Below are 26,261 nucleotides of genomic sequence, written 5' to 3'. Positions count from 1 at the left end.
ACACTAATACTTTCAAAGAATATAAAAAAAGGGCTGCCTTGCGGCTAGCCCTTTTTTACTTTTATTTTACGGTAACATTCCCGATTACATCATTTATTGAAGTCGTTTGACCTGCTTTTTGTAAATCGTATTGAGCAACGATATCTTGATTTGTGAAAACAACAATTAAATCTGATTTTTTGCCAGCTTGTTCTAATGCGGCTAAATCAATGGTTGCAATTTTATCGCCTTGTTTTACAACTTGGCCTTCTTCAACATGTAATGTAAATGGTCCACCTTGTAACTCAACAGTATCTAGACCCATGTGTAATAATACTTCAATGCCTGAATCTGTTTGGATACCTAACGCATGTTTTGTTGGGAAAATGCTAGTAATTTTACCAGCAACGGGTGTTGAAACTTCGCCGTCTGTTGGTACGACAGCATAACCGTCACCCATCATTTTTGCTGAGAAAACATCATCTGGTACTTCAGAAATAGGAATAACTTTCCCATTCGCTACAGAATATAATTCAGTTTCTTTTGTTGAAACTGGTGCTTTTTCTTCAACAACTGGTTGAGAAACAGGTGTTTCTTTGACTGGTGTTGCTGGCGCTTGGTGGTTATATAATCGTTGCATTTCGTCAGCAACAAATTGTACTTCCGTACCAACGATCACTTGGATATTGGTGTCATCAATGACTTTCACACCAGGAACCCCAGTTGCTTTAATTTTTGCTTGATCCACTTTGCCTGTATCTTTCACTGTTAAGCGTAAACGAGTTGTACAGTTATCAATAGAAGTTACATTAGCATCAGCGCCTAAACCATCATAAATACGACGAGCTAGAGAAGCAAATTTGTTGTCGCCTTCTGCAACATCTGGCGTTTCTTCGCCATCGCCTTCTTCACGTCCTGGTGTCATTAAGTTAAACTTAGTGATTGCAAAACGGAAACCGAAGTAGTAAATTGCTGCAAAGACAAGTCCTTGAACCACCAACATCATTGGATGATTCGCGACTGGGTTTTTCAAACTTAAGAAGAAGTCTACAAAACCTGCACTAAAGGCAAAGCCAGCTGTCCAATGCATAAACGCAGCGAGTGCTAAAGAAATACCTGTAAAGACTGCATGTAAAACATATAAAGGCCAAGCAACGAACATAAATGAGAATTCTAAAGGTTCAGTAACGCCTGTAAAGAAAGCCGCAAAACCAGCAGCTAACATTAATGAAGCTGTAACTTTTTTCTTCTCAGGACGTGCACATTGATAAATTGCAAACGCGCCTGCTGGTAAACCAAACATCATTACTGGGAAGAAACCAGCTTGATACATACCCGTTTGTCCTACAATTGCTTTACCAGTATCTAACGCTTGTTGACCAGCTAAAAAGTTCCCAATATCATTGATACCAGCAACATCAAACCAGAAAACAGAATTCAAAGCATGGTGTAAGCCTGTTGGAATTAATAGTCGGTTAAAGAAACCATACAAGCCAGCTCCTACGAAACCTAAGCTAGAGATTCCTTTACCAAAAGCAACTAATCCGTTATAAACAACTGGCCAGAAGAAGAATAAGACAGCTGAGATTGCTAACATCGAAATAGCTGACATAATAGGAACTAAACGTTTTCCACTAAAGAATGATAAAGCCATTGGCAATTTCACACCAGAGAAACGATTATACATTGCCGCGGCAACTAAACCAGCGACAATCCCGACAAAGACATTGTTGTCCATGCTGTTGAAGGCTGGGTTTACTTCAGCAATATCCTTGAAGCCTTTAATGGCTTGGATAGAAGCAGGCGCTAAAACAGTTTTTGGCACTAAATAAGCGACTAAACCAGCTAATGCTGCCGATCCATCTTTATCTTTTGACATTCCTAACGCTAAACCAACTGCAAATAATAATGCTAAGTTGTTTAAGATAGCCAAACCACCATTCATTAGAAAAGTTGTGGCTGGACTAGCGCCGATTGTTCCCACGATCCAGTTGGCAATACCGACTAATAAAGAAGCCGCCGGTAATACAGCAACTGGTAACATTAACGAACGTCCCATTCTTTGCATATACGCTTTCATTATACGTAACTCCTCACATAAACTATTTAATTTTTATTATTTGGTCATTCTTAATCGTTCAATGTGAATCGATAAATAACCAAGTTCTTCATTTGGTACTTGATAATGAAAATTTCTCATTAATAAGACTTGTACTTTTTTTGAGATTTCATAGCTTTCAGCATACTTTTTCTTTACGACTTCCAAAATTTCTTCATCTAAAACAGCATATTGATTTTGTTGGAAGCGATGAATAAACAAACGTAAATGATTCACCAAACGTGAATAACTGAGACTATTTTTATCATCATGAATATCAATAGCCAATTCCTGCTCGATTAAATGAATAATTTCAGAAACGATTGTAACTTCACGGATACTTTTACTATTATCAGTACGCCCGCTGCGAGCACTATGGATATGAATTGCAATATATCCCGCTTCATCATAACTAAATGGAATCTCTAAGGTTTGTGTTAAATATTCTACAGCCCATTGAGCAATAGCAAATTCTTCACTATATAAAATCTCAATTTCACTTAAAAGCTTGTTCCGAACAATAATATTATTTTGAATATTTTCAGCTGCAAAAGCAATGTGATCACTCAACCCAATATTAATATGTTCATTCAACTTTTCACCCAATACCGTTTCAGCATGTTGGATAATTTCTTCACTCGCTAAAAAGTATTTGTCTTCAATTTGTGATAGCAGTACTTGAAGTTTTTTCAGTCCTTCTGGCTCCATCACAAACATCCGCTCCACCAATTGTCGAGATAAGACATCATTTTTAGTCTTATTAAACCCGACGCCTTTACCTACAGCTACTTTCTCCTGTCCTTCGTCAAGAACAAGTACAGCATTTTGATTTAGCACCTTTTTAATTTTCATAAATGACCCTCTTCTGCAGAAGTAATTCTAACATCTTCAGTGAAAACAACAAAAAAAGCATAGAACAATCCCGTTAAACATGTTGCGTAACCATTGTACACCACATTGTATTACGAAATTCTTCCATGCCTAGTATTATCTAGTCACATGAAAACGCTATTCATTTGTTAACAGTGCTTATTCTAACGAGTATCATTATTTTTGTCAACCTTTTTCAATTATTTTTTTATTAATTGTTGACTATTAACAAAAAAGAAGCTCTTATCGGGAAAAAAAGTACCTTCAGCTAAAGGTACTTTTGTTCACTAATTTATTCTTTATAGGCATACTTATATGTGCTCGTTGCACCGAAGTTATGATACTGAATGCCTTTGACACCTGGTCGTACAAGCTGACTACGGGCCTCTTGGTATAAAGGAATTAAAGCGGCATCTTCTTCCACCAATACTTTTTCAGCTTTAATTAATGTTTGCCAACGAGTTTCAGGATCATTTGCGTATTTAGTTGTTGCTTCTTCAATTAGTTGATCAAACGTTGGGCTAGAATAGTTCATACGGTTACCACTAACTGAGCTTTCTAAGAAAGTCATTGGATCCTGATAATCGGGTCCCCACATGCCAACAGACAATTCATAATCCCCTTTTCTCATTAATTCAATCGCATTATTTAAAGGAACTGTTTTGACATTAATAGTGAGACCTGGCAACGTTTCTTGTAACTGGCCTTGGATGAATTCAGCAACTTTTCGGTCACTATCACCATCTCTTGAAAGAAGTTCAATGGCTACATCTCCGTTTAGCTCTGCTTTTGCTTTATCTAAATACTCTTTGGCTTTTTTGGCGTCTGTTTTGACAAGGGTGCCTGCTTCTTGACGAAAATCTTCATTCGTTTCTGGGTTATATACAAATTTTTGTGGAATGTACCCATAAATTTCTTTTGAACCATCTGCTAAAATATTGTTGACTAAACTTTTTTTATCCAAAGCATAAGCTAAAGCTTTGCGGACATTCTCATTTGCAAAAATAGATGGTTTTTCGTTTCTTTTTTGGTTTAAACGTAAGGAATATACTTTTGACCGTTCGATTGCTTCATAGTCTGGGTTGTCTCGATTTTGTTTAGCAAAATCTCCTGTTAAGACAGCCACATCTAATTCACCTGATTCGTACAAATTATAAACGGTATTGGTTTCTTTAAGAACTTCAAAATGAATCGTTTCTGATTTTACTTTTTCTTTATCGTAATAGTCGGGATTACGCACAAAATCCCACGACATCGCTGACTGATCCCAATTTTTCATTAAAAACGGACCATTAGATACAATCATTTCACTAGAAGTGCCATAGTCTTGTCCTTTTTCTTTCACGAATGCTTCGTTTTGTGGGAAAAATGGAGAAAATGCCAATAAGGACGTAAAATATGGTACAGGCTTTTCTAAAGTAACCTCCAAAGTATAATCATCAAGCGCTTTGACACCCAATTCCTCTGGTGCTTTTTCCTCTTTTGTAATAGCTGTTCCGTTCAGAATCGTTCCTTCTAACAAGAAAAAGTAATTGGCTTGGTTTTTGGGATTCGCTAATTTACGCCAAGCAAAAACAAAATCATTGGCTGTTACAGCATCACCATTGGACCACTTGCCATCTTCTCTTAGTTTAATGGTATATCGTTTGCCATCTTCAGAAATTTCTGGCATCTCTTTAGCGGCAGCAGGTATCAGTTGATCCTTCTCATCTAATTGATATAGCCCTTCAAAGACATTGGACTGTGCGTTAATGCTGGCTTCATCTTGTGTAAAAATAGAATCCATTGAACCGATTTCCGAGTTCTCCATTAAATTTAAAACTTTTTTCGAGACACTGGTTTTCTCAGTTGCTTTCTCGTCTCTTTTTGTTTCTGCTGTTGTGCCACAACCTACCAAGACCGTACTAACAAATAACATAATCCCCATCATTTTTAACTTTTTCATACTATTCCCCCTATGTGTCAATCAAACGGCAACTCTTCCATGGAAAGCCGTTCTTGCGAAACTATCAAGCATGCGTAGGGCAAGCCCTCATTTTCGTACTCAAATTCTCCCCGCTGGTTGTCAATTGGGTCTGCACGCAATTGCATTTTTGCCGGCTGAAAGTCTGCCTGGATCTCACTATTTGCGACCATTCTAAAAACATCTAAATTGCCGAAATAATGATTCCACCGCTGTCTATCCCCGTCTCGGTAAGCACCTCCGCCAAAAGATAAATCCGCAAAGAGCCAGCCGTACGGTTCTATATAAAATTGTGCCCAATCATGACAGCCTGTATAATGTGTAGAAACATATAATCCCGATTGCCATTTGGCTGGTATCCCTGCAATCCGACAAAGCGTGATAAACAAAATCGCTTGCACGCCGCAGTCACCTTTTAAATTAGTTGCAGCATACTCTGAAATATTGGAAATTGTAAAATATTCACGCATGAAAGAATAATGAATCTTTGTCGTCACAAAGTCATAAATCAAGCGTGCCTTTTTTAAGGGATTACTTTCATCGCCCACAATCTCATCTGCTAAATTTCTTAAATAAGGCGTGAATCGAATATGCGGTAACTGTTCCTCTAAATCAAAGCTTGGTTGCATTTTGTCTACGTTATTTTCTTCTAACTGTTGGTAAACCATCCGATTAACATAACAATATTCAACTGTAAACGTTTGATTTTCTTTTAAGATTGTTTCAAAACACAGTGTTCGTTGAGGCGCATCTTCTGCCGCAATATAGGTTGCTTCAGGTGATGCAGCTAGGATTTCAATTTCTGATTGTTGTTGACACGCTTTGGGTAGCGGCAAATGGACACGAACACGCTCACCTGGACGCTCAAATTCTTTTTTCACCTGAATGGTGGCTTTAATTGTTGTTTTCACTTTTCTACCACCGTTTTTTTGCATTTGTTCGATGTTCTCTTTTAGTTCTTTTTTGCGGAGAATTTCTAATTGATTGCTTTCTGCTTCCCGCAAACGTGCAACATATGCCGCATTTGTTTTAATTAAATTGGCCAAAAATCGAAGTTGGAAATACGGTTCACCATCAATATAAACCCAGTCCACTAATCCCGTTTCTTTTAAACGAATTAATTCCTCTGTTTGATAATCCTGAAAAGTGTCTCTCATCATTTGATCAGCTTTTGCAAAGCTATGAGGATACTCATTCATACGCATCATTTTAATGACATCTTTTTCAATTATCAAACGTTCTTTTAATGCCTGCGGAAGTTCTTTTGTCAACCAAAAATCAATGGCAATATCCGCACTTGCAAAATCGCCAAATTCTTTCACCCTTTGAATTTCCTCAGGCAAAGGGACACTAAGATACTTTAAATCATACTTCATTTGCTTTACTCCTTTTTTAATGAGAAATGCCTAATCCAGCTGCTTCTCCTAATTCCAATAATGGTTTTGCTTCTAAGGATACGCCCCCAGTTACGGGCGCAGTTTCTAAACCGAATGTCGCATCTAAATCTGCTCGTGTGATATTCTTTTGAGCAGCAGCTAAATGGGCAGCAGCCGTGATGCCAATGGTTGTTTCTTCCGCCATGCAACCAATCATGCATTCGATGCCTGCTGTTTCACAAATCTGATTAATTTTCAGCGCTTCATGAATGCCGCCACACTTCATTAATTTTATATTGATAACATCGACTGTGCCTTTTTTAACTAATTCCAACGCATCTTGAGCATCAAAACAGCTTTCATCAGCCATAATTGTCGTATTAACTTGTGAAGTAACGTATTTTAGACCTTCTAAATCGCGTCTTTTAACTGGCTGTTCCACTAATTCAATTTGATAATCTACTAATTCTTGAATCGCTTTAACTGCATCTTTGGGCGTCCAAGCCTGATTCGCATCTAAGCGGAGCTTGATATCAAAGCCAACTGCTTCACGAATCGCTTTTACTCTTGCGATATCAGCTTCAATTCCTGTTCCGACTTTAATTTTTAATGTATCAAAACCTAGTTTGACTTTTTCGACGGCTTTTTGTGCCATCACATTTGGTTCATCAATACCTAGTGTAATATCCGTTATTACTTGGTTATCATAGCCGCCTAACAATTGATAAAGAGGCAGTTGAGCTTTCTGACCCATCAAATCATAACAAGCAATATCGATTGCTGCTTTTGCCGCTGGAGCGAAAGCAGATATTTTATCCATCACTTCATGAATTTTCTCAATATTAAAGGGGTTTAAGCCAATGATTGCTTGGCCAAATAATTCGATCGTTTCAAGCGTGCCAGCCAACGTTTCACCGGTAATAAAAATGCCTGGCCCTCCTTCTCCATATCCAATAAGTCCCTCTTCTGTTTCAATTTCCACAATTGCACTATCCGCGGATTCAATCGTCCCCAAAGCGATTGTAAATGTTTCTTTCAGCTTGATTTTTGATGCCCTAACATGCACCTGCTTAATTTTCATAAAATCCTCCCTTTGATATTTTCAATTGACTGAAAATTCAGTTTTTTAAAAATATCCAAAAATTAAATTTAGATTGTTATCGATCATTCTAAACTCATTGTTTTCTAATGTCAACAAAATAATGAGATTTTGATTAAAATAAAATGAATTTCGAATTTTATGAGCTTTTTTAGTAAATCAGTAAATTCCATGACATGTGAGATACTTCTCATTTACAAACATTCTTAAAAAAGGTATGATAGTAAAGAGGCAACTTGCAAAGGAGTAGAAGACGAATGAGTGAACAACCTCAACAACGTTCAACCGAAGAAGTTGAAGCAATTAAAGAAGATATTTTAACTGCATTAGAAACAGTGATTGACCCTGAATTAGGCATCGATATTGTTAATTTAGGACTAATTTATGAAGTTGAATTTGCAGAAGAAACTGGTGATACTGTCATCAAAATGACCTTAACCACAATGGGTTGTCCGTTAGCAGATGTTTTAACAGAACAAATCCATGGTGTTTTAAAAGATATTCCTGAAGTGAATAATATCGAAGTAAAATTAGTCTGGTACCCTGCTTGGACAACGGATAAAATGAGCCGTTACGCACGAATTGCTTTGGGTATTCGCTAGTTATTTCGAGACTAATGATAAAAAACATATGAAAGAACCGATTGGTCCGTTCTTTCATATGTTTTTTTGTTTGTTTAATTTACTTATTTGAAAAAAACTACCTGATGCCATCAATACTTGGCTTTTTCCAAATTTTTGCTACTGGATGGAAGTCTAATAAAAACTGTAGCTGCGTTCCACCGAAGCCTGACGCTCCAGCAAACATGATATGAAAAGTGAGCCCTCTATCCATAATCAGTACCCTGTATCCAGCACGCCATTTCTTTCATAAAACTGATAACGTTTTTCTCTTTGGGCTTCATTCGCTGCATTTTTGCCAATTTCTTCACTCTCTAAAAGAACCCCTTAGGATAACGTGTCTTCAATAACGCTAACACGGTTGAGCCTAATCGTTTGTTTCGGTGGTGCTGATCAATTGCAAAGAAAAAGACATAGGTTGCTTCAGGTGCAATTTGACTATTTAACAAAATCCCCACGTTCTCATCCGCCTCTTGAATAACAAACAAATGAAATTTTCCTGCTTGAGAAGACGTCAATAATTGACCAAACGGCAGTCTCTCTTCTTCTGGAAAAGCTTCTATGTAGGTTGCTTCCCAATAGGCTTGATTTTCTTGATTTAATAATGTGAATTACATAAAAGCTCCTTTCTAAAATGATTGCTTCGTACTAATAACTTTTGTTACTTACATAAGACCTAAAAGTTATTTAAACATGCGACTGGTTAGCCCTATACGCAATTATTTTTTGATACTAATCTAGTAGTTTAATCGTTCTCTGTTCCTGAGTCAATAAAAGAGCACACGATTCGAGACTTTCAACGTTTAGTGAAAAGTCGATTCTTATTTCATTACAACCGATTCACTATTCGCTGCCCTCTTTTTTCTATTCGTTGATTTACTTGAACTAAATATTCATTTATCTCCTCTAGATTCTGAGGTAAGATAAACGAGTCTTTTTTCAAATGATTTTTCCATAGCGCTACTGGTTGATACTGTTCATTTAAAAATGGTTGCATCTCATACGTATGAACGTAGCTTTCCCATGAATGAAATGAAGCTAAAAATATCGAAAGTTGTTCTAAAGAATAATCCCAATAATCTTTAAACGATAAACTTCTTCCGCTGTTAAATCCTAGTGGAACTACTGTAATGTTTCCAATTGAATGGGTAAGTTCGGCAAAACGCTTTAATTGTGGGTCCTGATGGACTCGATCAAATTTAGTAAAATTGTCGAGAAGGAATTCATTCCATGTATATTTTTTGGGTACAGGATTTGGTAAATAGTCAGGAAAAACTTGGTCAAAATAAGTTAAATATCGGTCCGAAATCACAGCCGATGTCCCGGAATCATGAGGCGGATACTTGCTATTTACTGCAAGCAAATTCTGTTCAGAAGGTTTTTCTAAATAGCTTTCTTGATTTTCCCCAATTACTTCCGCTGGTCTAAAGAAATCGGGATAAACAAGTTGTAACATAATTTTATACGTTGTCCAAAATGAGTTCATAATATCTTTGTGCATGGTCGCCTTCCCAGTTAACTTTAAAAAAACATCCTCCACAACCTCGTACTTTTCAATATGGACATTCGATGTTCTAGCTTTTAAAATATTTTTAACCGGCTGCTGGTGGTCATACTCTTGACCCAAAAGCAACTTCTTTAAATCATCTTTCGCTGAAATTGTCTTAACTGTAATCTCCGCCACTTTGAATAACTCCCATCCTACGATTTTCTCTATATTCTTTTATATTATTATACTAGAAAAACGCTCCCTCCTGCCCTTTTTTAATCAACAAATCAGCAATTAGAAAACACCAGCGAAACAGAAGTGCAACACTAGCATGCGAAAAAATGCGATCGGCAACTTATTTTTAGACACTCTGTGTGTTTCGTATAGTCGAGGCTGGTTGCGTGTATTTTTTTCAAGAAAATTGAGAACAGCTATGGTATAGTCAAAACTACGATTATTTCAAACACGGAGCGACAGTTTATGGAAATGTACCAAGTAATTAGATATTTTTTAAATGAAATGGAGAAAAAGATTTGGCATGCCTTGTTAACATTAGTACTTTTTTGTCTTTATATTTCCATTTTTGATGTTCCTTTTACAATTAAAAATACGTTCATCGGCAGACTACTTTTCCCGAAAGCTTTTATGAATGCAGGAAGTGCGAATCTGATTTTTTATTTGATTAGTTTTTTTGGTTTTTTATGGTCAATTTTCATTTTTGCTTATCTATTGAATAAGACACGCCTCAAATTATTAAATAAAACATTTCCTTATCTTTTGGAAATATTAGAAGTCTGTATTTTGCCTTTAGTGATTCTTTATGCTTACATTTATATTTATTTGCGGGTCCATGGCGAAGGTTTCAGCTATATACGAGAATCTCTTTTACAGCAAGAGTTAACTTATTCAATGAAATGGTTTCTTTGCCTTGGTAGTTTGGCGCCGTTATTTTTCTTTTTAAGCACTTTAAATTTAGCTAAACGAGTCAGACAAAAAAAAGACATGGAATCATGAAAATCCATGTCTTTTTTAGTCGGATGTTGTTTTTACTGCAGGACAGTTTTCTTCCAAAAATTCAAAAATACTACTGTAATAATTTTCAGGTTCGTAGACACTTGAAGATAAATGTGGTGCTTTAGCAACAATGAGGCCTTTTTTTATCCCCTGAGTTGCCGCTAAATTTTCTTCAAACATTATCATTGGAACAAAGCGATCACCTGTACCGTGAATAAAAAATGTTGGCAACGTATTTTTGTGTAATTGTCTCACGGAAGAAGCGGTTTTCAATTGAAAGCCATAGTTATTTAATGCTAATTGATTAGCAATCGTTAAAATAGGAAAAGCGGGTAAATGAAAAGATTCATGTAGGACGTATTTAAATTCATCATAGACAGAAGTGTAGCCACAATCCACTATTAATCCGCGGACATTCGTTGGTAACTTTTCACCACTTGCCATCATGACAGTAGCCGCTCCCATGGAACCGCCCACTAAAATAATTTCTGCTTCCATATCAATGGCAAGAACTTCACTAAGCCAACTTAATAAATCTAACCGATCCAGCCAGCCCATCCCAATTTTATTCCCTGAACTTTTCCCGTGCGCACGCAAATCGGGAACTAAAACATTGTAGCCTTCTTCTGCAAAACGTAATGCAGTATATGCCATATCGCGTTTTCCGTTTGAACGATAACCATGCACACAAATCGCCCAACGATGGTTATCTGGATAAGGAGTAAAACACCGTGCATACAATGTTTCATCTTTAATTTTCAACCAACGATCTTCAGCAAAAGACTCTGTCCAAAAAGCTTCGCCTTCTTGTTTTTGTTGTTCTTCTATTTTAGTATATCTTGTTTCTCGTTCTTGAAAATTATCAGGATTTAATAACCGATGCCCCTTTTTATGATACCAAGGGTTGTCTTTAAGCAACGCGATTTTCAAAAAATAATTGGCAATGTAAAAAGAAAAAACAACGCCAATCATTGCAAAAATGATCAGTAACCCGAGGAGCCATTTCATCTGCAAATCACACCCTCTTCTAAAGTATTTCTTTCTTCATTTAATATACTATGGATTTTTCATTTCTGAAAGAAATCACCCTTACATTTTGTTATTTTTTGAAAAAAAAAGCAGCCGTCTCAAAAAGAGGCGGCTACTTTTAATCTATCAACAATCCAACGTTGTCATATCTTCATATGTCTCACGGCGAGCAACTAATTTTACTTGTCCATCTTCGACAAAAACCACCGCTGGTCGAGGATTTCGGTTGTAATTACTTGCCATTGAATAACCGTAAGCCCCCGTACTACTAATGGCCAATAAATCCCCTGCTTTAACTTCTGGCAATAAAATATCTCGAAGTAAGACATCTCCTGATTCGCAATATTTACCAACCACTGTGACTTTCTTGACTGAATCATGCCCCTCACGATTCGCTAAAAATCCATCATAAACCGCTTGATACAAAGCAGGCCGTATATTATCACCCATGCCACCATCTACGGAAACAAAATGACGAACACCAGGAACCTCTTTTTGAGCGCCAACTGTATATATCGTTGTGCCCGCTTCGGCAATTAAACTGCGGCCTGGTTCAATCCAAAGCTCAGGCAGTGGATACCCTAATTGTTCACAATGACCTTTCAAGGAATAAACAATTTTTTCAACAAATGTTGCTGGTGTTAACGGCTCATCTTGCTGCGTGTACTGCACACCAAAACCACCACCCATATTTAAAACATGTGCTGTAAATTGATGGACTTGCCGCCAGTCTTCTAAAATAGTGAACATTTTTTCAACAGCAGCTAAAAAGCCTTCCACAGCAAAAATTTGCGAGCCAATATGGCAATGGACCCCTTGCACATCAAAAGAGGGATTTGATAAAAGGCGAACAAGTGCTTCTGTTGCCTGGCCACTTGCAACATCAAAACCAAATTTTGAATCTTCTTGGCCTGTCAAAATGTAATCATGTGTTTCTGCATCCACGCCAGGACTCACCCGAAAAAGAACTTTTTGTGTTTGATTTCGTGTAGCTAATAATTCTTCCAACAAGTCAATTTCGTAAAAATTATCAATGACAATTGTACCTATTTTGTTATCCAAAGCATAACGTAATTCTTCAGGGGTTTTATTATTTCCATGGAACTCAATTTCCGCTGGCTCCATGCCCCCTTTTAAAGCTGTGAATAGTTCTCCACCAGAGACAACATCACAAGCAATATCTTCTTCCTTTAACACTTGATAAATAGCTAAACAACTAAATGCTTTACTTGCATAAACCACTTTATTTTTGATACCTAATTGATTTAACGTTTGTTTAAAACCACGTGCCTGCGCGCGAATATGAGCGACATCATAAACAAATAACGGCGTCCCGAATTTTTGCGCCAACTTTACGGTGTCACAACCACCGATTTCTAAATGATTTTCCCGATTCATTTTTGCTGTACCAAATAACATGTTTTCCCGCCCCTTCATTTTGTTTTATTAAAAATCATAGCATAAAACCCAGTAGCTTCCTATAATTTTCCACATTTTTTTCTGACTTTCTCCTGTTGCTTTTTTTCGCCAAATAGCCTACAATAATTGGCATACAAATAAAAAACCTTTATTATCAAGACTTTAATCTTTTAAATCAAAATTGGTATATACGAAAAAGAAAGAAGGCAGATGACTTGGCTACACTGAACCGCGATCAACAAATTGAAGAAATTATTAATTTGGAAGCAATTTTGAATTTACCGAAAGGAACAGAACATTTTGTCAGTGATTTACATGGTGAATTTGAAGCTTTTGACCATATTTTAAGAAATGGTTCTGGGCGAATCCGAGAAAAAGTTCAATTTTTATTTAAACAAGAATTAAATGCCCATCAGATGGACGAGCTTTGTTTTATTATCTACTATCCAGAAGAAAAATTAACACTTTTAGAAAATGAAAGCGCCCTCTCTTATGAATGGTGGCTATTAACGATTCGCCGTCTGGTTGAAATCGTCCGTTCTTCTTCGATGAAGTACACACGTTCTAAAGTTCGCAAAGCCCTTCCTGAAACCTATGGGTATATTCTCGAAGAATTGATTTATCAATATGATGAAACAACAACCAAAAACGGTTACTATCAACAAATTATTGAAAAAATTATTTTACTAGGTGAAGCCAAACGTTTCGTGACAGAATTAGCTTATCTAATCCAACGTCTGATTATTGATCACCTACATGTTATTGGGGATATCTATGATCGGGGGCCAGCACCAGATAAAATTATGGACCGATTAATGTCCTATCACTCCTTGGATATTCAACTAGGCAATCACGATATGATTTGGCTGGCTGCTTATAGTGGTTCACTGGCTTGTTTAGCCAATGTAGTGCGTATTTGTGCTCGCTATGGAAATTTAGATTTGTTAGAAGAACGTTATGCTATCGATTTAACCGCCTTAAAAAAATTTAGTTTAGAAACATATAAAGAAAATCCTGCTTTTGCACCTAAGAAAAATCCCTATCGTGCGTTAACTGAAGATGAAATACAAGTAGCGATGCGTGTGCAACAAGCCATTGCCATTATTCAAGAAAAACTAGAAGGCCAAATTATTGGTCGACGCCCTGATTTTAACTTGGCACATCGGCTACGCTTAGATAAGATTCAAGGGGAAACTATTACTTTTGACGAATGTCGTTATACATTAATTAACAGCTGTTTCCAAACCGTTTCTGAAGAGCAGCCTTACCAATTAACACGTGAGGAAAAACAGATAATTGATGATTTATTAACGCAATTTCAGTCTTCGCCGCGGTTAACAAAACACATGCGCTTTCTAATGGAAAAAGCTTCTCTTTACCTTGTGTATAATCAAAATTTATTGATTCATGGCTGTCTGCCTCTGAATGCGGACGGTACTTTTCAAGCTTATACATTTAAAGGCCACTCCTATTCAGGAAAAGCTTTAGTAGACTTCTTTCAGGAAATGTTAGAAGAAGCTTACGCTCAGCCTGCTAGTACAGATGACTATGCGACAGATTGTTTATGGTATCTTTGGTGTGGCGAAGGCTCCTCATTATTTGGTAAACGAGCTATGAAAACCTTTGAGCGTTATTTTCTCGCTGAAAAAGAAACACATCATGAAGAAAAGAATCCTTACTACTCTTTGCGTGATACGGTTGAAGTTTGTGAAAGAATCCTAGATGAATTTGAAGTGACTGGTGAAAATCGACATATCATTAATGGCCATACACCAATTAAACGAACAAAAGGCGAATCGCCAATCAAAGCAAATGGCACGCTTCTCGTAATTGACGGCGGCTTTTCAAAATCTTATCAGACAATTACTGGAATTGCTGGTTATACATTGTTGTACAACTCGTTCGGGTTACAACTGACCGCGCATAAATCTTTTTCTAGTAAAGAAACAGCCATTTTAAATAATCAAGACATTCATTCCATCAAACAAGTCATCGATCGCCCCTTACAGCGGCTATTAGTGAAAGATACCACTATCGGCAAAGAGCTATTAAAGCAATCGCAAGCACTCCAAAAACAAATGAAACAAAACCAGTAGTGCCATTAAAAAGACGCTTGCGCTCTTATCCGAAAAATGATTAAATGGAGGAGTTGAGAAAAATATCTATTAGAGAAACGGAAAGGGTTTTACATTGAAGAAACAGCAACTCTCACTATACGGCATCATTTTCTTTCTTTGCTTTTTCCTAATTGTAGGCTTCTTCTTCTCAAGTCGTGGCGAAGATTATGCCAAAGAATCTGAACAAAAAGTTACAATTGATTCCGCCAAACATGAGAAACATACGAAAGACAAGGAAGAAAACAATTCAGCAAATGCAGTATTTTTTGATAAAATAAATGACCTGCTCGTCGCTTCTGTCAAAGAATTTGAAGGAACGGTCGGGATTAGTTATTTAGATTTGGAAACTGGCGAACAACGTTCTGTGAATGGCCAACATGAATTTTATACAGCTAGTACTATTAAAGTGCCACTGACGATGTTAGTCGCCGACACGGTTGCTTCTGGTCAAAAAAAATGGCCAGACCTGATTCCTTATAACGCTGAAGAAGATTATGAAGAAGGAACTGGAATCATTGCCTATAATATCCAACCAGAATATCCATTAAAAACGTTACAAGAATATGCCATCACCTATTCTGATAATATCGCTAAAAATATGCTTTATGATACATTGGGTGGTGATGCAAAAGCAAAACGAGAAATGTATCAGCGTTATTTGCACAAGACACCTTCGATTGAAGAGCCACAATTTTCTTCGGAAGATGCGCTAGTTATTCTACAAAGATTATATACTGAAAAAGTAACAAAACCAGATTACCAAGCGATTTATGATTCTATGAAACAAAGTGTTTTCCATGAAAGAATGGAAACTCCCACAACTCAAGGAAAAGTTGCTCATAAAATTGGTTCCTATGATGAATTTATTCATGATATGGGGATTTTAGAAACACCTCACCCCTTTGCTTTAGCAATTTTTACTAAAGGACCTGATAATGCTAAGAGTGCTGCGTTTATTGCTTCAGTGACAGATAAGCTATGGCAATTACAGGTGTCTGAATATCCTAATCAATAACAGTTAAAAAAATACCCTTGGTTTATTAAGACGACTTAATAAACCAAGGGTATTTTTTTATTGTTTGTTATCATTATCCATTTGTACAGACAACAACTTCGTAAAACGTTCTGCCAACATTTGGTGGGCATCAATTTTTTTGGTTCCTTGTGCTTTTGCTGCAAAACTAGCAAAGTTTAAGCCAGCACCAAATAGTTGTAACGCACCGTTGCCTAAATCTCCCTTTTTAAGAGCTTCAAGCCCATCTTCGATAAATTGGTTACTTTCATCTAAATGACACTCAGGAAGATATTTCACGCCGTGATGATATCGTTTTACATTCAGAATGATTTGCTTCGCGGCTTCTTCTGAAATAGCCGCTCCCAAGTTTAACAGTAGCTCATTGATTGGTTCCACCAAGTGAGCATAATCACTTTCGTATTTTTGACAATTCAGTGCAATCGCTTTGCGGCGTTCTTCATTTTTCATTTTTTCCACTCCCTTTTTTATTAAAAACGAGCCCGAAAGCTACCAACTGGCTTCGCACTCGTTCTTTCTAACCATTAATTTTCTTTGTTCATGCTTTTAATTTTAATTAGACGTGTAATTTCGCCACGTTCATTTTCTTCTAATTTCATTTGAATGTAGTAAATTGTTTCTTCTAATTGTGGAATCGTCATATACTCTAAGGCGTTGACACGACGACGCGTTTTTTCAATTTCTTTTGATAATAATTGGCACGTCTTTTCAACATTTGCAAGTGCTAATAATTTCGGTAAAATGCTTGAAATTTTAGCAAAAGCTTGATCAAGCTCGCTGTTTGAATTCACGTAGCCATAATCTAAGGGTGCTTCTTGAACCGATTCATCGTAATCAAAAATCATTTTAGGAACTGGCACACTTAAGATGTTCTGTTCAATAATTTCTAATTCAACTTTTTCGGCTGGAATTGCCACTAACTCTTCAATAAAGGCTTCGTTCAACGTTGCGTTTGCCAATACAAAATTTGATAACGCATCTGTCACTTCTTGTTCAACCTGAATACGTAACTCATTGTTTTCTTTGACTAGCGCAATAAACCGTCGCATCAATTCATCTTGTTTGTCCTTCAGCAACTTATGACCTCTCGTGGCCGTAGTTAACTGTTTTTTCAATCGGGAAAGTTCCATACGGGTTGGATTAACATTTAATCGAGCCATTTTTCTACTTCCCTTCAGTTAAATATTGATCGAGCATATCCTCTTTAATTCGTTTTAGTTCTGTTCTCGGTAGCATACTTAATAGTTCCCACCCAAGATCTAACGTTTCTTCAATCGAACGGTTTGTATCGAATCCTTGATTGACATATTCTTCTTCAAAACGTTGGGCAAAAGCTGCGTAAATTTTATCGACATCGGAAAGAGCTGATTCTCCTAAAATGACAGCTAATTCTTTGGCTTGTTTCCCTTGTGCATAGGCTGAGAACAATTGATTCATCGTTGCTGCGTGATCCCCGCGCGTTTTGCCTTCGCCAGTTCCTTTGTCTTTAAGACGGGAAAGTGATGGCAATACATCAATTGGTGGTTGGATACCGCTCTTATATAGTTCCCGAGACAAGATAATTTGCCCTTCCGTAATATAGCCAGTTAAATCGGGAATTGGATGTGTTTTATCCTCCTCTGGCATTGTTAAAATAGGAATCTGTGTTACGGAACCTTTTGAGCCACGAATTCGGCCTGCCCGTTCATACAACGTTGCTAAGTTCGTGTAAAGATAACCTGGGTAACCACGACGTCCTGGAACTTCACGGCGTGCTGCTGAAATTTCTCGCAACGCTTCGCAATAATTGGTCATATCCGTCATGATAACTAAGACATGCATGCCCTTTTCATAAGCTAAATATTCAGCGGCTGTCAAAGCCATTCTAGGTGTTGCAATCCGTTCAATGGCTGGATCATTCGCTAAGTTCATAAACAAGACTGAACGATCAATTGCGCCTGTTTGACGGAAATCTTCCATAAAATATTCCGCTTCTTCAAAGGTAATCCCAATGGCCGCAAAAACTACGGCAAATTCTTCTTCACTATTTAACACGTTGGCTTGTCTGGCAATTTGTGCCGCTAATTCTTTATGAGGTAAGCCAGAAGCTGAAAAAACAGGTAATTTTTGACCACGAACTAAGGTATTTAAATGGTCAATCGCTGAAATCCCTGTTTGGATGAACTCATCGGGATAATCACGAGCAACTGGATTGATAACTTCGCCGTTAATATCTAATTTTTTCTCAGGTAATAATTCTGGTCCATTATCTTTTAAGCGACCTAAGCCGTCAAAAACGCGCCCCATCATATCTGGCGAGACCCCTAATTCTAAAGGATGTCCCAGAAAGCGAACTTTTGAATCACGAATATTGATATTACTCGTTCCTTCAAAAATTTGGACCATCGCTTTATCTCCATTGATTTCTAAAACTTGCCCTTGGCGAATTTCGCCATTTTGCATGCGTACTTCAATTAATTCTTCGTACTTTACGCCTGCCACTTTTTCAACAATCATCAGAGGACCAACGACTTCATTGATTGTGCGATATTCTTTAATCATTCGTCATTCCTCCTTCAGCAATGATTTCTTTTATCGTTGTTTTAATTTCTGCTTGTAAACGATCCAATTTTTCTAATTCTTCTTCTGGTAAATACTTGCTACGAGCAATGCGATCACGGATTTCAACTGTTCCCACCATTAACTCAGAGAAATAAGTGCCTAAACTTAAGGCTTTTTGACCTTCTTCACCAAAAGTTAGAATCAATTGCAACATTTTCGCTTGTTTGGTTCGAGAAGTGAACGTATCCACGTCATCAAAAGCATTTTGTTGCAAATAGTCTTCCCGTAATGATTTGGCTGTTTCCAACGTTAAACGGTCTTTATCCGACAAGGAATCAATCCCAACCAAACGAACAATTTCTTCCAATTGAGATTCCTCTTGTAAAATCCGCATCCCTTCAGCTACCATAGCGGCCCAGTTCCCTTGCAATTCCAAGTCTAAATATTGCCCTACTTCTGTGGAGTAAAGAGAATAACTTTGCAACCAGTTAACAGAAGGAAAATGACGTTTTTGTGCTAACTGGGAATCTAAGCCCCAGAATACTTTAACAACGCGTAACGTATTTTGGGTGACAGGTTCTGATATATCCCCACCAGATGGCGAAACCGCACTAATCGCTGTGATGCTTCCTTCACGATGATCTTTTCCTAACGCGATGACTTGTCCTGCTCGTTCATAATATTCAGCTAAGCGGCTACCTAAATAGGCTGGATAGCCTTCATCACCAGGCATTTCTTCTAATCGGCCACTCATTTCTCGTAACGCTTCTGCCCAACGAGAAGTAGAATCCGCCATAATTGCGACTGAGTAACCCATATCACGGAAGTATTCTGCAATGGTAATCCCTGTATAAATCGAGGCTTCCCGTGCCGCCACCGGCATATTTGACGTATTCGCAATTAAAATCGTCCGATTCATCAAAGACTCACCAGTTGTTGGATCAATTAATTCTGGAAATTCATTTAAAACATCTGTCATTTCATTCCCGCGTTCCCCACAACCAACGTAAACGACTAAGTCGACATCGGCCCACTTAGCAATTTGGTGCTGAACGACTGTTTTTCCAGCGCCAAATGGTCCTGGAACTGCTGCCGCTCCGCCTTTCGTAATTGGGAAAAAGGTATCAATTACGCGTTGTCCGGTCACCATCGGTACTTTGGGACTTAGTTTTTCTAAAATGGGACGTCCCCGCCGAACGGGCCATTTTTGCATCATGCTAAAACTTTCCGTTCCTTTAGCCGTTTTCACTGAGTAAACTGTTTCATCAATGGCAAAGTCACCTGCTTTAATTTCGGCAATCGTTCCTGAAACGCCGAAAGGCACCATAATTTTATGTTGAATAATCGGTGTTTCTTGAACCACACCGACGATGTCACCTGCCGACACTTCTTCACCAACTGCCACAGTTGGTTCAAACGTCCATTTTTTCTCACGATCTAACGCATCAATTTTAACGCCACGGCCTAAAAAGTTACTGTGGGTTACTTCTTGAAATGTATCCAATGGTCGTTGAATACCATCAAACATTTCGGCAATTAAACCTGGGGCTAATTCAACAGATAATGGTTCTCCTGTTGAAATAACTGGTTCTCCTGGTCCAATGCCTGTTGTTTCTTCATATACTTGAATCGAAGCGACGTCGCCTCGCATTTCAATAATCTCTCCGATAACGCCTAAATCTCCTACATGACAAATGTCTTGGATACTAGCATCTGACATGTTTTCAGCTAAAATCAAAGGACCTGAAACTTTGACAATTTTTCCAATTTGCACGCTCATTCTCCTTTGCATTATAAAATATTTTGTCCAATTGCTTTTTCAACATTTTTTTCAATCTCACTTAAACCGATTCCGATTGTACCATTATGACTTGGGATTAAAATAATCGCTGGTGTCACTTGTTCTTTGTATCGTTCAATCGTTTCTTCTGCTAAAGTAGAGGCTTCTTCCGTTATGAAAATGACCCCAAACTTATTTTTTGCCATAGTTTCAATGGCTTCTCTAACTTGCATTTCTGAAATGGCATGATGGACCTCAAAGCCAAACAGTTTAAATGGTAAGATTGAATTTTTGTCTCCAATGACACCAATTTTATACCCCATTGACTTTTCGCATCCTTTCTCGAATTTTTTCATTTGAAAACCCACTATGTTTTCCGACCAAAATTAAACGCAAATTTTTCCATTCAACTTCTTTCGCATTCAAAAAGGCTAGTAATGGGAGCGGCCCAAAAGCAACCGTCCGACCGTTTTCATACATTGAGGTCAGGTAATCATCTTTGAGTTTTTCAAAAGCCAATAAATTTAATTCATTGGTTTCTTTATTGATAATCTTTTCTAATAGTTGTCCGTAATTCGTTGTTCTGACAAATGCTGTAAATTCTACAAGTGACTTTTCCGCATAGGTCAACAGCTCTTTCTTTGAGAGACTGCCAGCGCTAGAAAGCACGGTTGATAAAAAGTTACTGTTTTGATGTTGAACAATCCCTCTAGCCATCGTTGATAGATTGGTTAAATCAATAAAAGCGATGACTTCCTTCGTTAACTCTTCATAGCCCAATTCATCCGCCAATTTTCGCTGTTGCTGTAAAAATGCTCGATCATAAAGGATATCAATTGCTTGTGGCAAACCGCCTTCTTCCAGATAGGCAAAAACATCACGAATCACTTCTAACAACGCTGGCTCAAGTTCGGAAGAGTTTTTTGTATGAATGGCACTTTTGACTGTGTTTAGAGAATAACGACCATCTTCTAAATAAAGATAATCAAAATCTTTACCTGTTCGCTCAGCTTTCGTCAAAATTTTCAAGTTATGGAAGGTAAAACGCATCGTATACAACGTTACTACAGCTGGTTCTGGAGCCATTTCATATAACCAGCGATAAAGACTTCCCAGCGCTTCAGAAGAATGGTAGTCAAATTTTTCTTCAAAAGTTTCGGTTAAATAAGGTTGATAAACCGTACTTTTTAACATATTTTTAACGTCTTCAACTGTTTCCGCTTCTAAAAGTTGTTGAAACTGTTGCTCAGAAAGCAGCTCCGTTTCTTTTAAACGAATCAGCGGATTAATTTGATGATACGTTGGTTTTCTCATTCTACGTCCTCCCTTCTTAACTGAAAAGTTTTTCTGCTACTTTAAAGCCTTCTGTTTTTTGAATCTCTTCAACTAATGCTGAAAAGAGAAAATTATAATCCAAACCGTCTTTTGCAACGATAAAGCCACTTTCTTTTGGAACAACTTCCTCTGAAAGCTCCCATTGAACAGTAGCATCAGAAAGAGCGGTCAGCCATTCTTGCGTCACTTTCGTTTGAGAATACTCGCCTAAAAGAATGGTCGCTTTTCCTGTTAATTCAAGTGAACCTAATTGTGCTTTCATAAATTGTTGAAATTCTTCTGCTGACCATTCACTCATCTTTAAGACCACTTCGTCAAATAATTGGTTAAGATATGCTTGTTTTTTATTTAATGCATCCTGACGAATTTCTAGTGTTTGCCGTTGTTGGCGTTGTTTAAATTCTTTTAATAATTGTTGTTGTCGTTTTTCTATTTCATGTTCTTGCTTCAGCAAAATTTCTTGTTGTGCTGCTTGGAATTCTTGATCGATGCGCGTTTGTTCACTGGTGACATAGGCTTCGACTTCTTGCTTTCCTTGTTGCTTAATTTCACTGATGATTTTTTCAATGGCATCCATCCATCTGCCTCCTCAATTATTTGACGTTCAATACAAGTAAGAAGGAAATTACGAACCCTAAGATGGCATAAGTTTCAACCATGGCAGCATAGATAATTCCTTTTGTTGCATGTTCTGGTTTCTTCGCTAAAATTTGGATCCCCGCAGCGGCTACACGACCTTGGGCAATCCCAGAGAACAATCCAGCAAAGGCAATCGGTAAAGCTGCTACAAAATAGTTCAATCCTTGAACCATACTCATATCGTTTCCTAAGTTAATATAAATTAAGAAAGCAATAACGAAACCGTATAGTCCTTGTGTACCTGGTAATAACTGTAAAATTAACGCTTGACCAAATTTTTCTGGCTGCTCCGTCGTTAAAGCTGCTGCTGCTTCCCCAGTAAAGCCAACCCCTTTGGCTGATCCAATCCCAGCAAAAATTGTCGCCATTGCCATTCCTAATACTGCAAAAACAATTCCACCATTATTATTAATTAAGTAATCCATCATCTCTATTTTCCTCCAATAAATAATTTTCTATTTTTTCTCAACATTGACATACTTTTCTTTTGTTTTTAGCGGATTAAACGCCCGGCCACCGCCTGTGTAAAATTTTCCAAAGAACTCAACATATTGCAAACGTGCGCCATGAACATAAGCACCTAATAACGATAAGAATATGTTTAACGCATGTAAAACAATTAACAGCAAGATGCCCACGCTAAAACGGGCAACTGGCGGCATGAACTCTACGAGCATATTAAACGCTGAAGCAATACTTCCCCCAGCAATTCCTAACGCCATCAAACGTGTATAACTAACTAAATCACCGACATAACCTGTCACACCGTATAGTCCATACAGTCCTTTGGCTAAGCCTTTTAATTTGGCCTTCGATTGAATCATTGGAATCACAATAATTGCAATGGCAGAAAGGCTAGCTAAAATCGCACCTGCTGTAAATAAGCCTTCATTTTTAACCACTAATTTACCAACGACTAACAATGCTAAACCAAACAAAATCCCTAACCAAGCGTAACTTTCGTTAATACTATCTAAATAGCGCTTTTGTTTTGATAACTGAATCCCATTAATCATTAAACCGACAACCAATTGGATAAACCCAAAAATAACCGATAAAATAAGAATCGTATTTACATCTTCGGTCGTTGATAAAATCGGAAATGGTGATTTGATTCCAAACATTGTTGGCGGTAATGCTGCACCGAAAAACGAACCGTAAATGAAGCCCCAAATAATTGTTGGAAATGATAAAATCAAGAAAAAGTCGGCAAAACGTTTCATGCCTCTCGGTAAAACAAATGCTTTCAAAGCAATAATAGACAAGAGTAGCATCAGTAAGCCATAGCCAATATCCGCTACCATCATGCCAAAAAAGACTAGATAAAACGGCATCATCGCAGGTGTCGGATCAACTTCTTCATATTTTGGTAAGCTATACATCTCTGTTAACATTTCAAACGGCTGCACCAATTTATTATTCGCTAGTTTAACTGGTATATCCGTCTCAATTTCCGCCTTCGTAGGATTTTCAAAAGTAAGAGCTATTTCGTCCTTAGGAACTTTTTCTTCAATCGCTGTCAAAATATCGGCTTTTTCTTCGACTGGAATCCACGTTTGCAAGATGAAAAATGATGAAGCATTTAACAAATGTTGACGTGCTTGTTCTCTTTGGATAACCGCCAATAAGACTTCTTCAGCCAAGCAAAACGTTTCATAAAAATCATGATAAGAAGCCAGTTGTTGCTTTAAGGCTTTTTCTTCTTTTTGTAAAATTTCATATCGTTCTTTGACTTGTTGATATGCCTCTTTAGGTGGAACATCATAACGGTATTGGAGTGGTTCAAAACTATATTGGTTTAATAACTCGGTTACACTCTGCTGATGTTCCTTCAGGTAAACGAGTGTAAAGTAACTATGATGCATACTTTGATAAATTTCTTCAAAATAAACCGTTGGCCATTGAGACAAAGCGCTCAAGAAACTGGCTTTATTGGCTAGATTTATCGAACCATGAACGACATAACTACTTTTTAACTGTTGTTTATGCGGTAAAATATCCAGATATTGCCAGCGGCCTAATAATTCTTCTTCGGCTTCTAATCCTTGACGATCCGTTTGAATTTGTTTCAAAGATTCTTGAATATTCTTTAATTCCGTCAAATAGCTTTGTAATGTTTCTTCATCAAAGGTTTGTTCCAACTCTTCTAAGGTATAGACTTTTCTTTTTATCTTTAAGCCTTTTCCTGAAGAGCGTGTCAAAAATAAAAGAAGCTCTTGCAATTGTTGTAGCATCGTTTCATATTTACGTAGCTGTTCAGTTGACTGTTCTGCTTGTAAAAAAGAATATTGACTCTTTAAGGCTTGTTCTTCTTCAGGCGAATGAAAAATCCGTTTTACTTCGACAATTTGCAAGCCTTGAATGGCTTGTAGAATTGCTGCTTCTTTTTCGGCAGCGGCAATTATTGTCATTTTTTCCATTTTACTAACTGCCATAAACGTCTTTCACCCTCTCAATAATTGAATCAATGACTTGTTCTTTGTTCGCTTCATAACGTTCGTGAAGCGCTTGTTCAGTGCGCTTTGTTTCATCTAAAAGTTGTTCTTTTTCAAGTTGTAACATCTTTTCTTGCGTTGCTAGTGAATCCGTCAGCACTTTTTCAACAGCTTCTTCACTCTCTTGACGTAGTTCAGCTAAACGTTCTTGCTTCTGTTCTTCATATAAACGACAATTCATCTTAGCTTGTTGCCGATGCTCTTCCACCGCATCTTCCGCTGCCTTGATTTGCTCTAGTACTTCTTGTACCATTGTCTCCACCTCCTTAGTTTTTACACCTTTAGCATATAAGAAAAAGGACTAGCGAAATAGAGATACGCTCAGCCCTTTTGTTTTAGGTATGCAAAAAGGCGCAAACTCAAAAATTGTTCTTCTCACCCCTTGAAGAACTGAATCCTTGAAGCTTTCGCCCAACCATTCTTTATTCAATACTCTACCATCTTAGCAAAGTTTTTCGCAAAATTCAATACTTACCCAAATGAATTAAAATAACAAATTTTCACTTTTATAATAGGTAATAAAAAGGCATTATTTTTTTCGCTTTATAATTATTGATCTTGAATTTTTTTCACATAGATGTGCTATACTTACGTAAACAATTAAATTTATTTGGAGGGATCTCTGATGAATATACGATATATTTCAATCTCTGGTAATACACGCTCATTTGTTCAACGTTTAACAACTTATTCTGAAGAGCAACATCAGCACAACGAAAAAAATCCTACGATTACTTTCAAAGAAATTTCGGAAAATTCTCCGTTAGAAGTAGAAACAGAACCATTTTTTACCTTTGTGCCTACCTATTTAGATGGTGGCGATGGCATCAACAATGGCAATACCGAAATTTTAACAGAAGTCATGCGAGAATATCTTGCTTTTGAAAATAATTATCGTTATTGCTCTGGCGTGGTGGGCAGCGGCAATAAAAACTTTAACCACCAATACTGCCTGACAGCTAAACAGTATGCGGAACAATTTAACTTCCCCTTCTTAGCTGATTATGAATTAAGAGGTACCCAAGCGGATATTGAACGAATTTATGCTATTTTAAAGGAAAACCAATAAGCAAGTTTCATTACTAAAAAGCTCACCTATGATAGACTACATTTTGAGGTGAAGAAAAATGAGAAATACATGGTTAGCAGAACAACTTCAGTCAATCAGTGAAGAACCCAATTCTTTTATTATCGAGGAAACCATCAAATATATTGAACAATTAGAAGATGATAATGAAAGTCTTCAAGTTGCATTGGAAGGAACCATTTGGAGTCCTAAAAAATGGAACGAACCATTGGAAAAATAATTTAAACAGAAGAAAAGAGCCAGAAACGTAAGTGTTTCTGGCTCTTTTCTTCTGTTAT

24 protein-coding genes, 1 pseudogene and 1 other annotated feature are annotated in these 26,261 nt (G+C 37.3%); of the genes and pseudogenes, 6 read left to right on the top strand and 19 right to left on the bottom strand.

What is annotated here, in order from left to right; all coding sequences use genetic code 11:
* Positions 1-61 precede the first annotated feature (61 nt).
* The 5 genes from nagE to IGM04_RS06370 all read right to left on the bottom strand — a co-directional run bounded on the left by nagE (position 62) and on the right by IGM04_RS06370 (position 7,367).
* A complete protein-coding gene (gene nagE, locus IGM04_RS06390; RefSeq protein ID WP_086317866.1) occupies positions 62-2,059 on the bottom strand; it encodes an N-acetylglucosamine-specific PTS transporter subunit IIBC in 1,998 nt (665 codons plus the stop codon).
* Between the two features lie 36 nt (positions 2,060-2,095).
* The gene (locus IGM04_RS06385) at positions 2,096-2,929 is read right to left on the bottom strand and encodes a PRD domain-containing protein (protein WP_002357655.1); all 834 of its coding nucleotides are present in this window, start codon (positions 2,927-2,929) and stop codon (positions 2,096-2,098) included.
* A 310-nt stretch (positions 2,930-3,239) separates the two neighbouring features.
* Positions 3,240-4,892 (bottom strand): peptide ABC transporter substrate-binding protein, encoded by a 1,653-nt coding sequence (locus IGM04_RS06380; protein ID WP_086317865.1) that lies wholly within the window; start codon positions 4,890-4,892, stop codon positions 3,240-3,242.
* A 17-nt stretch (positions 4,893-4,909) separates the two neighbouring features.
* Complete coding sequence (locus IGM04_RS06375) at positions 4,910-6,286, bottom strand: transglutaminase-like domain-containing protein (protein ID WP_010820816.1); 1,377 nt, start codon at positions 6,284-6,286, stop codon at positions 4,910-4,912.
* Positions 6,287-6,302: 16 nt separating this feature from the next.
* The gene (locus tag IGM04_RS06370; protein WP_086317864.1) at positions 6,303-7,367 is read right to left on the bottom strand and encodes a dipeptide epimerase; all 1,065 of its coding nucleotides are present in this window, start codon (positions 7,365-7,367) and stop codon (positions 6,303-6,305) included.
* A gap of 275 nt (positions 7,368-7,642) precedes the next feature.
* Between IGM04_RS06370 and IGM04_RS06365 the strand changes: the two genes are divergently transcribed.
* Positions 7,643-7,987 (top strand): metal-sulfur cluster assembly factor, encoded by a 345-nt coding sequence (locus IGM04_RS06365; RefSeq protein WP_002357660.1) that lies wholly within the window; start codon positions 7,643-7,645, stop codon positions 7,985-7,987.
* A gap of 97 nt (positions 7,988-8,084) precedes the next feature.
* Here IGM04_RS06365 and IGM04_RS06360 read toward each other — a convergent pair.
* Both IGM04_RS06360 and IGM04_RS06355 read right to left on the bottom strand, forming a co-directional pair.
* Positions 8,085-8,568: pseudogene (locus IGM04_RS06360) on the bottom strand (GNAT family N-acetyltransferase).
* Positions 8,569-8,834: 266 nt separating this feature from the next.
* Positions 8,835-9,689 (bottom strand): hypothetical protein, encoded by an 855-nt coding sequence (locus IGM04_RS06355; RefSeq protein WP_179189117.1) that lies wholly within the window; start codon positions 9,687-9,689, stop codon positions 8,835-8,837.
* A gap of 285 nt (positions 9,690-9,974) precedes the next feature.
* Between IGM04_RS06355 and IGM04_RS06350 the strand changes: the two genes are divergently transcribed.
* Positions 9,975-10,508 (top strand): hypothetical protein, encoded by a 534-nt coding sequence (locus IGM04_RS06350; RefSeq protein ID WP_016615870.1) that lies wholly within the window; start codon positions 9,975-9,977, stop codon positions 10,506-10,508.
* A 15-nt stretch (positions 10,509-10,523) separates the two neighbouring features.
* Here the strand turns inward: IGM04_RS06350 and IGM04_RS06345 are convergent, their stop codons facing one another.
* Both IGM04_RS06345 and lysA read right to left on the bottom strand, forming a co-directional pair.
* Entirely contained in the window at positions 10,524-11,516 is a 993-nt protein-coding gene (locus IGM04_RS06345) for an alpha/beta hydrolase (RefSeq protein ID WP_016615871.1), read from the bottom strand.
* Positions 11,517-11,663: 147 nt separating this feature from the next.
* On the bottom strand, positions 11,664-12,974 hold the full coding sequence (lysA, locus tag IGM04_RS06340; protein WP_179189116.1) for a diaminopimelate decarboxylase: 1,311 nt from the start codon (positions 12,972-12,974) through the stop codon (positions 11,664-11,666).
* 197 nt (positions 12,975-13,171) lie between these two features.
* Here lysA and IGM04_RS06335 point away from each other — a divergent pair, with 197 nt between their 5' ends.
* Positions 13,172-15,052 (top strand): fructose-1,6-bisphosphatase, encoded by a 1,881-nt coding sequence (locus tag IGM04_RS06335; RefSeq protein ID WP_086317862.1) that lies wholly within the window; start codon positions 13,172-13,174, stop codon positions 15,050-15,052.
* 94 nt (positions 15,053-15,146) lie between these two features.
* Entirely contained in the window at positions 15,147-16,088 is a 942-nt protein-coding gene (locus IGM04_RS06330; protein WP_086317861.1) for a serine hydrolase, read from the top strand.
* 57 nt (positions 16,089-16,145) lie between these two features.
* Here IGM04_RS06330 and IGM04_RS06325 read toward each other — a convergent pair whose 3' ends face one another.
* The 10 genes from IGM04_RS06325 to IGM04_RS06280 all read right to left on the bottom strand — a co-directional run bounded on the left by IGM04_RS06325 (position 16,146) and on the right by IGM04_RS06280 (position 25,149).
* Positions 16,146-16,556: a hypothetical protein gene (locus tag IGM04_RS06325; RefSeq protein ID WP_010825224.1), complete on the bottom strand. Its 411-nt coding sequence runs from the start codon at positions 16,554-16,556 to the stop codon at positions 16,146-16,148.
* 74 nt (positions 16,557-16,630) lie between these two features.
* Positions 16,631-17,266 (bottom strand): V-type ATP synthase subunit D, encoded by a 636-nt coding sequence (locus IGM04_RS06320; protein ID WP_002357673.1) that lies wholly within the window; start codon positions 17,264-17,266, stop codon positions 16,631-16,633.
* A gap of 4 nt (positions 17,267-17,270) precedes the next feature.
* Positions 17,271-18,647, bottom strand: a complete 1,377-nt coding sequence (locus IGM04_RS06315; protein ID WP_002357674.1) for a V-type ATP synthase subunit B — start codon at positions 18,645-18,647, stop codon at positions 17,271-17,273.
* Positions 18,640-20,421 carry a V-type ATP synthase subunit A gene (locus tag IGM04_RS06310; protein WP_179189115.1) on the bottom strand — a complete coding sequence of 594 codons (1,782 nt, stop codon included), beginning with the start codon at positions 20,419-20,421 and terminating at the stop codon, positions 18,640-18,642. Before IGM04_RS06310 ends, IGM04_RS06315 begins: the two co-directional genes overlap by 8 nt.
* A 17-nt stretch (positions 20,422-20,438) precedes the next feature.
* Positions 20,439-20,750, bottom strand: coding sequence for a V-type ATP synthase subunit F (locus tag IGM04_RS06305; RefSeq protein WP_002357676.1), 312 nt, complete (start codon positions 20,748-20,750; stop codon positions 20,439-20,441).
* Positions 20,740-21,741 (bottom strand): V-type ATPase subunit, encoded by a 1,002-nt coding sequence (locus IGM04_RS06300; protein ID WP_002363908.1) that lies wholly within the window; start codon positions 21,739-21,741, stop codon positions 20,740-20,742. Before IGM04_RS06300 ends, IGM04_RS06305 begins: the two co-directional genes overlap by 11 nt.
* A gap of 16 nt (positions 21,742-21,757) precedes the next feature.
* Positions 21,758-22,339: a V-type ATP synthase subunit E gene (locus IGM04_RS06295; protein WP_002365627.1), complete on the bottom strand. Its 582-nt coding sequence runs from the start codon at positions 22,337-22,339 to the stop codon at positions 21,758-21,760.
* Between the two features lie 16 nt (positions 22,340-22,355).
* Positions 22,356-22,829 carry a V-type ATP synthase subunit K gene (locus IGM04_RS06290; RefSeq protein WP_002363905.1) on the bottom strand — a complete coding sequence of 158 codons (474 nt, stop codon included), beginning with the start codon at positions 22,827-22,829 and terminating at the stop codon, positions 22,356-22,358.
* A gap of 27 nt (positions 22,830-22,856) precedes the next feature.
* Positions 22,857-24,836 (bottom strand): V-type ATP synthase subunit I, encoded by a 1,980-nt coding sequence (locus IGM04_RS06285; RefSeq protein ID WP_002361772.1) that lies wholly within the window; start codon positions 24,834-24,836, stop codon positions 22,857-22,859.
* On the bottom strand, positions 24,826-25,149 hold the full coding sequence (locus IGM04_RS06280; protein WP_002381927.1) for a V-type ATPase subunit F: 324 nt from the start codon (positions 25,147-25,149) through the stop codon (positions 24,826-24,828). Before IGM04_RS06280 ends, IGM04_RS06285 begins: the two co-directional genes overlap by 11 nt.
* Positions 25,150-25,265: 116 nt before the next feature.
* Positions 25,266-25,313 (bottom strand) — a sequence feature (sodium ion sensor (DUF1646 type); this cis-regulatory element may regulate processes involved in with the transportation of sodium ions).
* A 208-nt stretch (positions 25,314-25,521) separates the two neighbouring features.
* Here IGM04_RS06280 and nrdI point away from each other — a divergent pair.
* Positions 25,522-25,965 carry a class Ib ribonucleoside-diphosphate reductase assembly flavoprotein NrdI gene (gene nrdI / locus IGM04_RS06275; RefSeq protein ID WP_002382293.1) on the top strand — a complete coding sequence of 148 codons (444 nt, stop codon included), beginning with the start codon at positions 25,522-25,524 and terminating at the stop codon, positions 25,963-25,965.
* Positions 25,966-26,023: 58 nt separating this feature from the next.
* A complete protein-coding gene (locus IGM04_RS06270; protein ID WP_002357684.1) occupies positions 26,024-26,203 on the top strand; it encodes a hypothetical protein in 180 nt (59 codons plus the stop codon).
* The last annotated feature ends 58 nt before the right edge of the window (positions 26,204-26,261 follow it).

It is taken from the genome of Enterococcus sp. DIV2385, from assembly GCF_051711925.1.
In the GTDB taxonomy this organism is placed as follows: Bacteria; Bacillota; Bacilli; order Lactobacillales; family Enterococcaceae; genus Enterococcus; species Enterococcus faecalis.
Note: the sequence above shows the minus strand (reverse complement) of the source record. Positions and strands in the feature narration are given on the sequence as shown.

Excerpts from the sequence above, each read along its gene's own strand:
- nrdI (WP_002382293.1), top strand. The coding sequence starts at position 25,522 with ATGAATATACGATATATTTCAATCTCTGGTAATACACGCTCATTTGTT.
- IGM04_RS06385 (WP_002357655.1), bottom strand. The coding sequence starts at position 2,929 with ATGAAAATTAAAAAGGTGCTAAATCAAAATGCTGTACTTGTTCTTGAC.
- IGM04_RS06285 (WP_002361772.1), bottom strand. The coding sequence starts at position 24,836 with ATGGCAGTTAGTAAAATGGAAAAAATGACAATAATTGCCGCTGCCGAA.
- IGM04_RS06375 (WP_010820816.1), bottom strand. The coding sequence starts at position 6,286 with ATGAAGTATGATTTAAAGTATCTTAGTGTCCCTTTGCCTGAGGAAATT.
- IGM04_RS06290 (WP_002363905.1), bottom strand. The coding sequence starts at position 22,829 with ATGATGGATTACTTAATTAATAATAATGGTGGAATTGTTTTTGCAGTA.
- IGM04_RS06370 (WP_086317864.1), bottom strand. The coding sequence starts at position 7,367 with ATGAAAATTAAGCAGGTGCATGTTAGGGCATCAAAAATCAAGCTGAAA.
- IGM04_RS06365 (WP_002357660.1), top strand. The coding sequence starts at position 7,643 with ATGAGTGAACAACCTCAACAACGTTCAACCGAAGAAGTTGAAGCAATT.
- IGM04_RS06315 (WP_002357674.1), bottom strand. The coding sequence starts at position 18,647 with ATGATTAAAGAATATCGCACAATCAATGAAGTCGTTGGTCCTCTGATG.
- IGM04_RS06350 (WP_016615870.1), top strand. The coding sequence starts at position 9,975 with ATGGAAATGTACCAAGTAATTAGATATTTTTTAAATGAAATGGAGAAA.
- IGM04_RS06345 (WP_016615871.1), bottom strand. The coding sequence starts at position 11,516 with ATGAAATGGCTCCTCGGGTTACTGATCATTTTTGCAATGATTGGCGTT.
- IGM04_RS06295 (WP_002365627.1), bottom strand. The coding sequence starts at position 22,339 with ATGGATGCCATTGAAAAAATCATCAGTGAAATTAAGCAACAAGGAAAG.
- IGM04_RS06305 (WP_002357676.1), bottom strand. The coding sequence starts at position 20,750 with ATGGGGTATAAAATTGGTGTCATTGGAGACAAAAATTCAATCTTACCA.
- IGM04_RS06300 (WP_002363908.1), bottom strand. The coding sequence starts at position 21,741 with ATGAGAAAACCAACGTATCATCAAATTAATCCGCTGATTCGTTTAAAA.
- IGM04_RS06325 (WP_010825224.1), bottom strand. The coding sequence starts at position 16,556 with ATGAAAAATGAAGAACGCCGCAAAGCGATTGCACTGAATTGTCAAAAA.
- IGM04_RS06320 (WP_002357673.1), bottom strand. The coding sequence starts at position 17,266 with ATGGCTCGATTAAATGTTAATCCAACCCGTATGGAACTTTCCCGATTG.
- IGM04_RS06380 (WP_086317865.1), bottom strand. The coding sequence starts at position 4,892 with ATGAAAAAGTTAAAAATGATGGGGATTATGTTATTTGTTAGTACGGTC.
- IGM04_RS06280 (WP_002381927.1), bottom strand. The coding sequence starts at position 25,149 with ATGGTACAAGAAGTACTAGAGCAAATCAAGGCAGCGGAAGATGCGGTG.
- lysA (WP_179189116.1), bottom strand. The coding sequence starts at position 12,974 with ATGAAGGGGCGGGAAAACATGTTATTTGGTACAGCAAAAATGAATCGG.
- IGM04_RS06270 (WP_002357684.1), top strand. The coding sequence starts at position 26,024 with ATGAGAAATACATGGTTAGCAGAACAACTTCAGTCAATCAGTGAAGAA.
- nagE (WP_086317866.1), bottom strand. The coding sequence starts at position 2,059 with ATGAAAGCGTATATGCAAAGAATGGGACGTTCGTTAATGTTACCAGTT.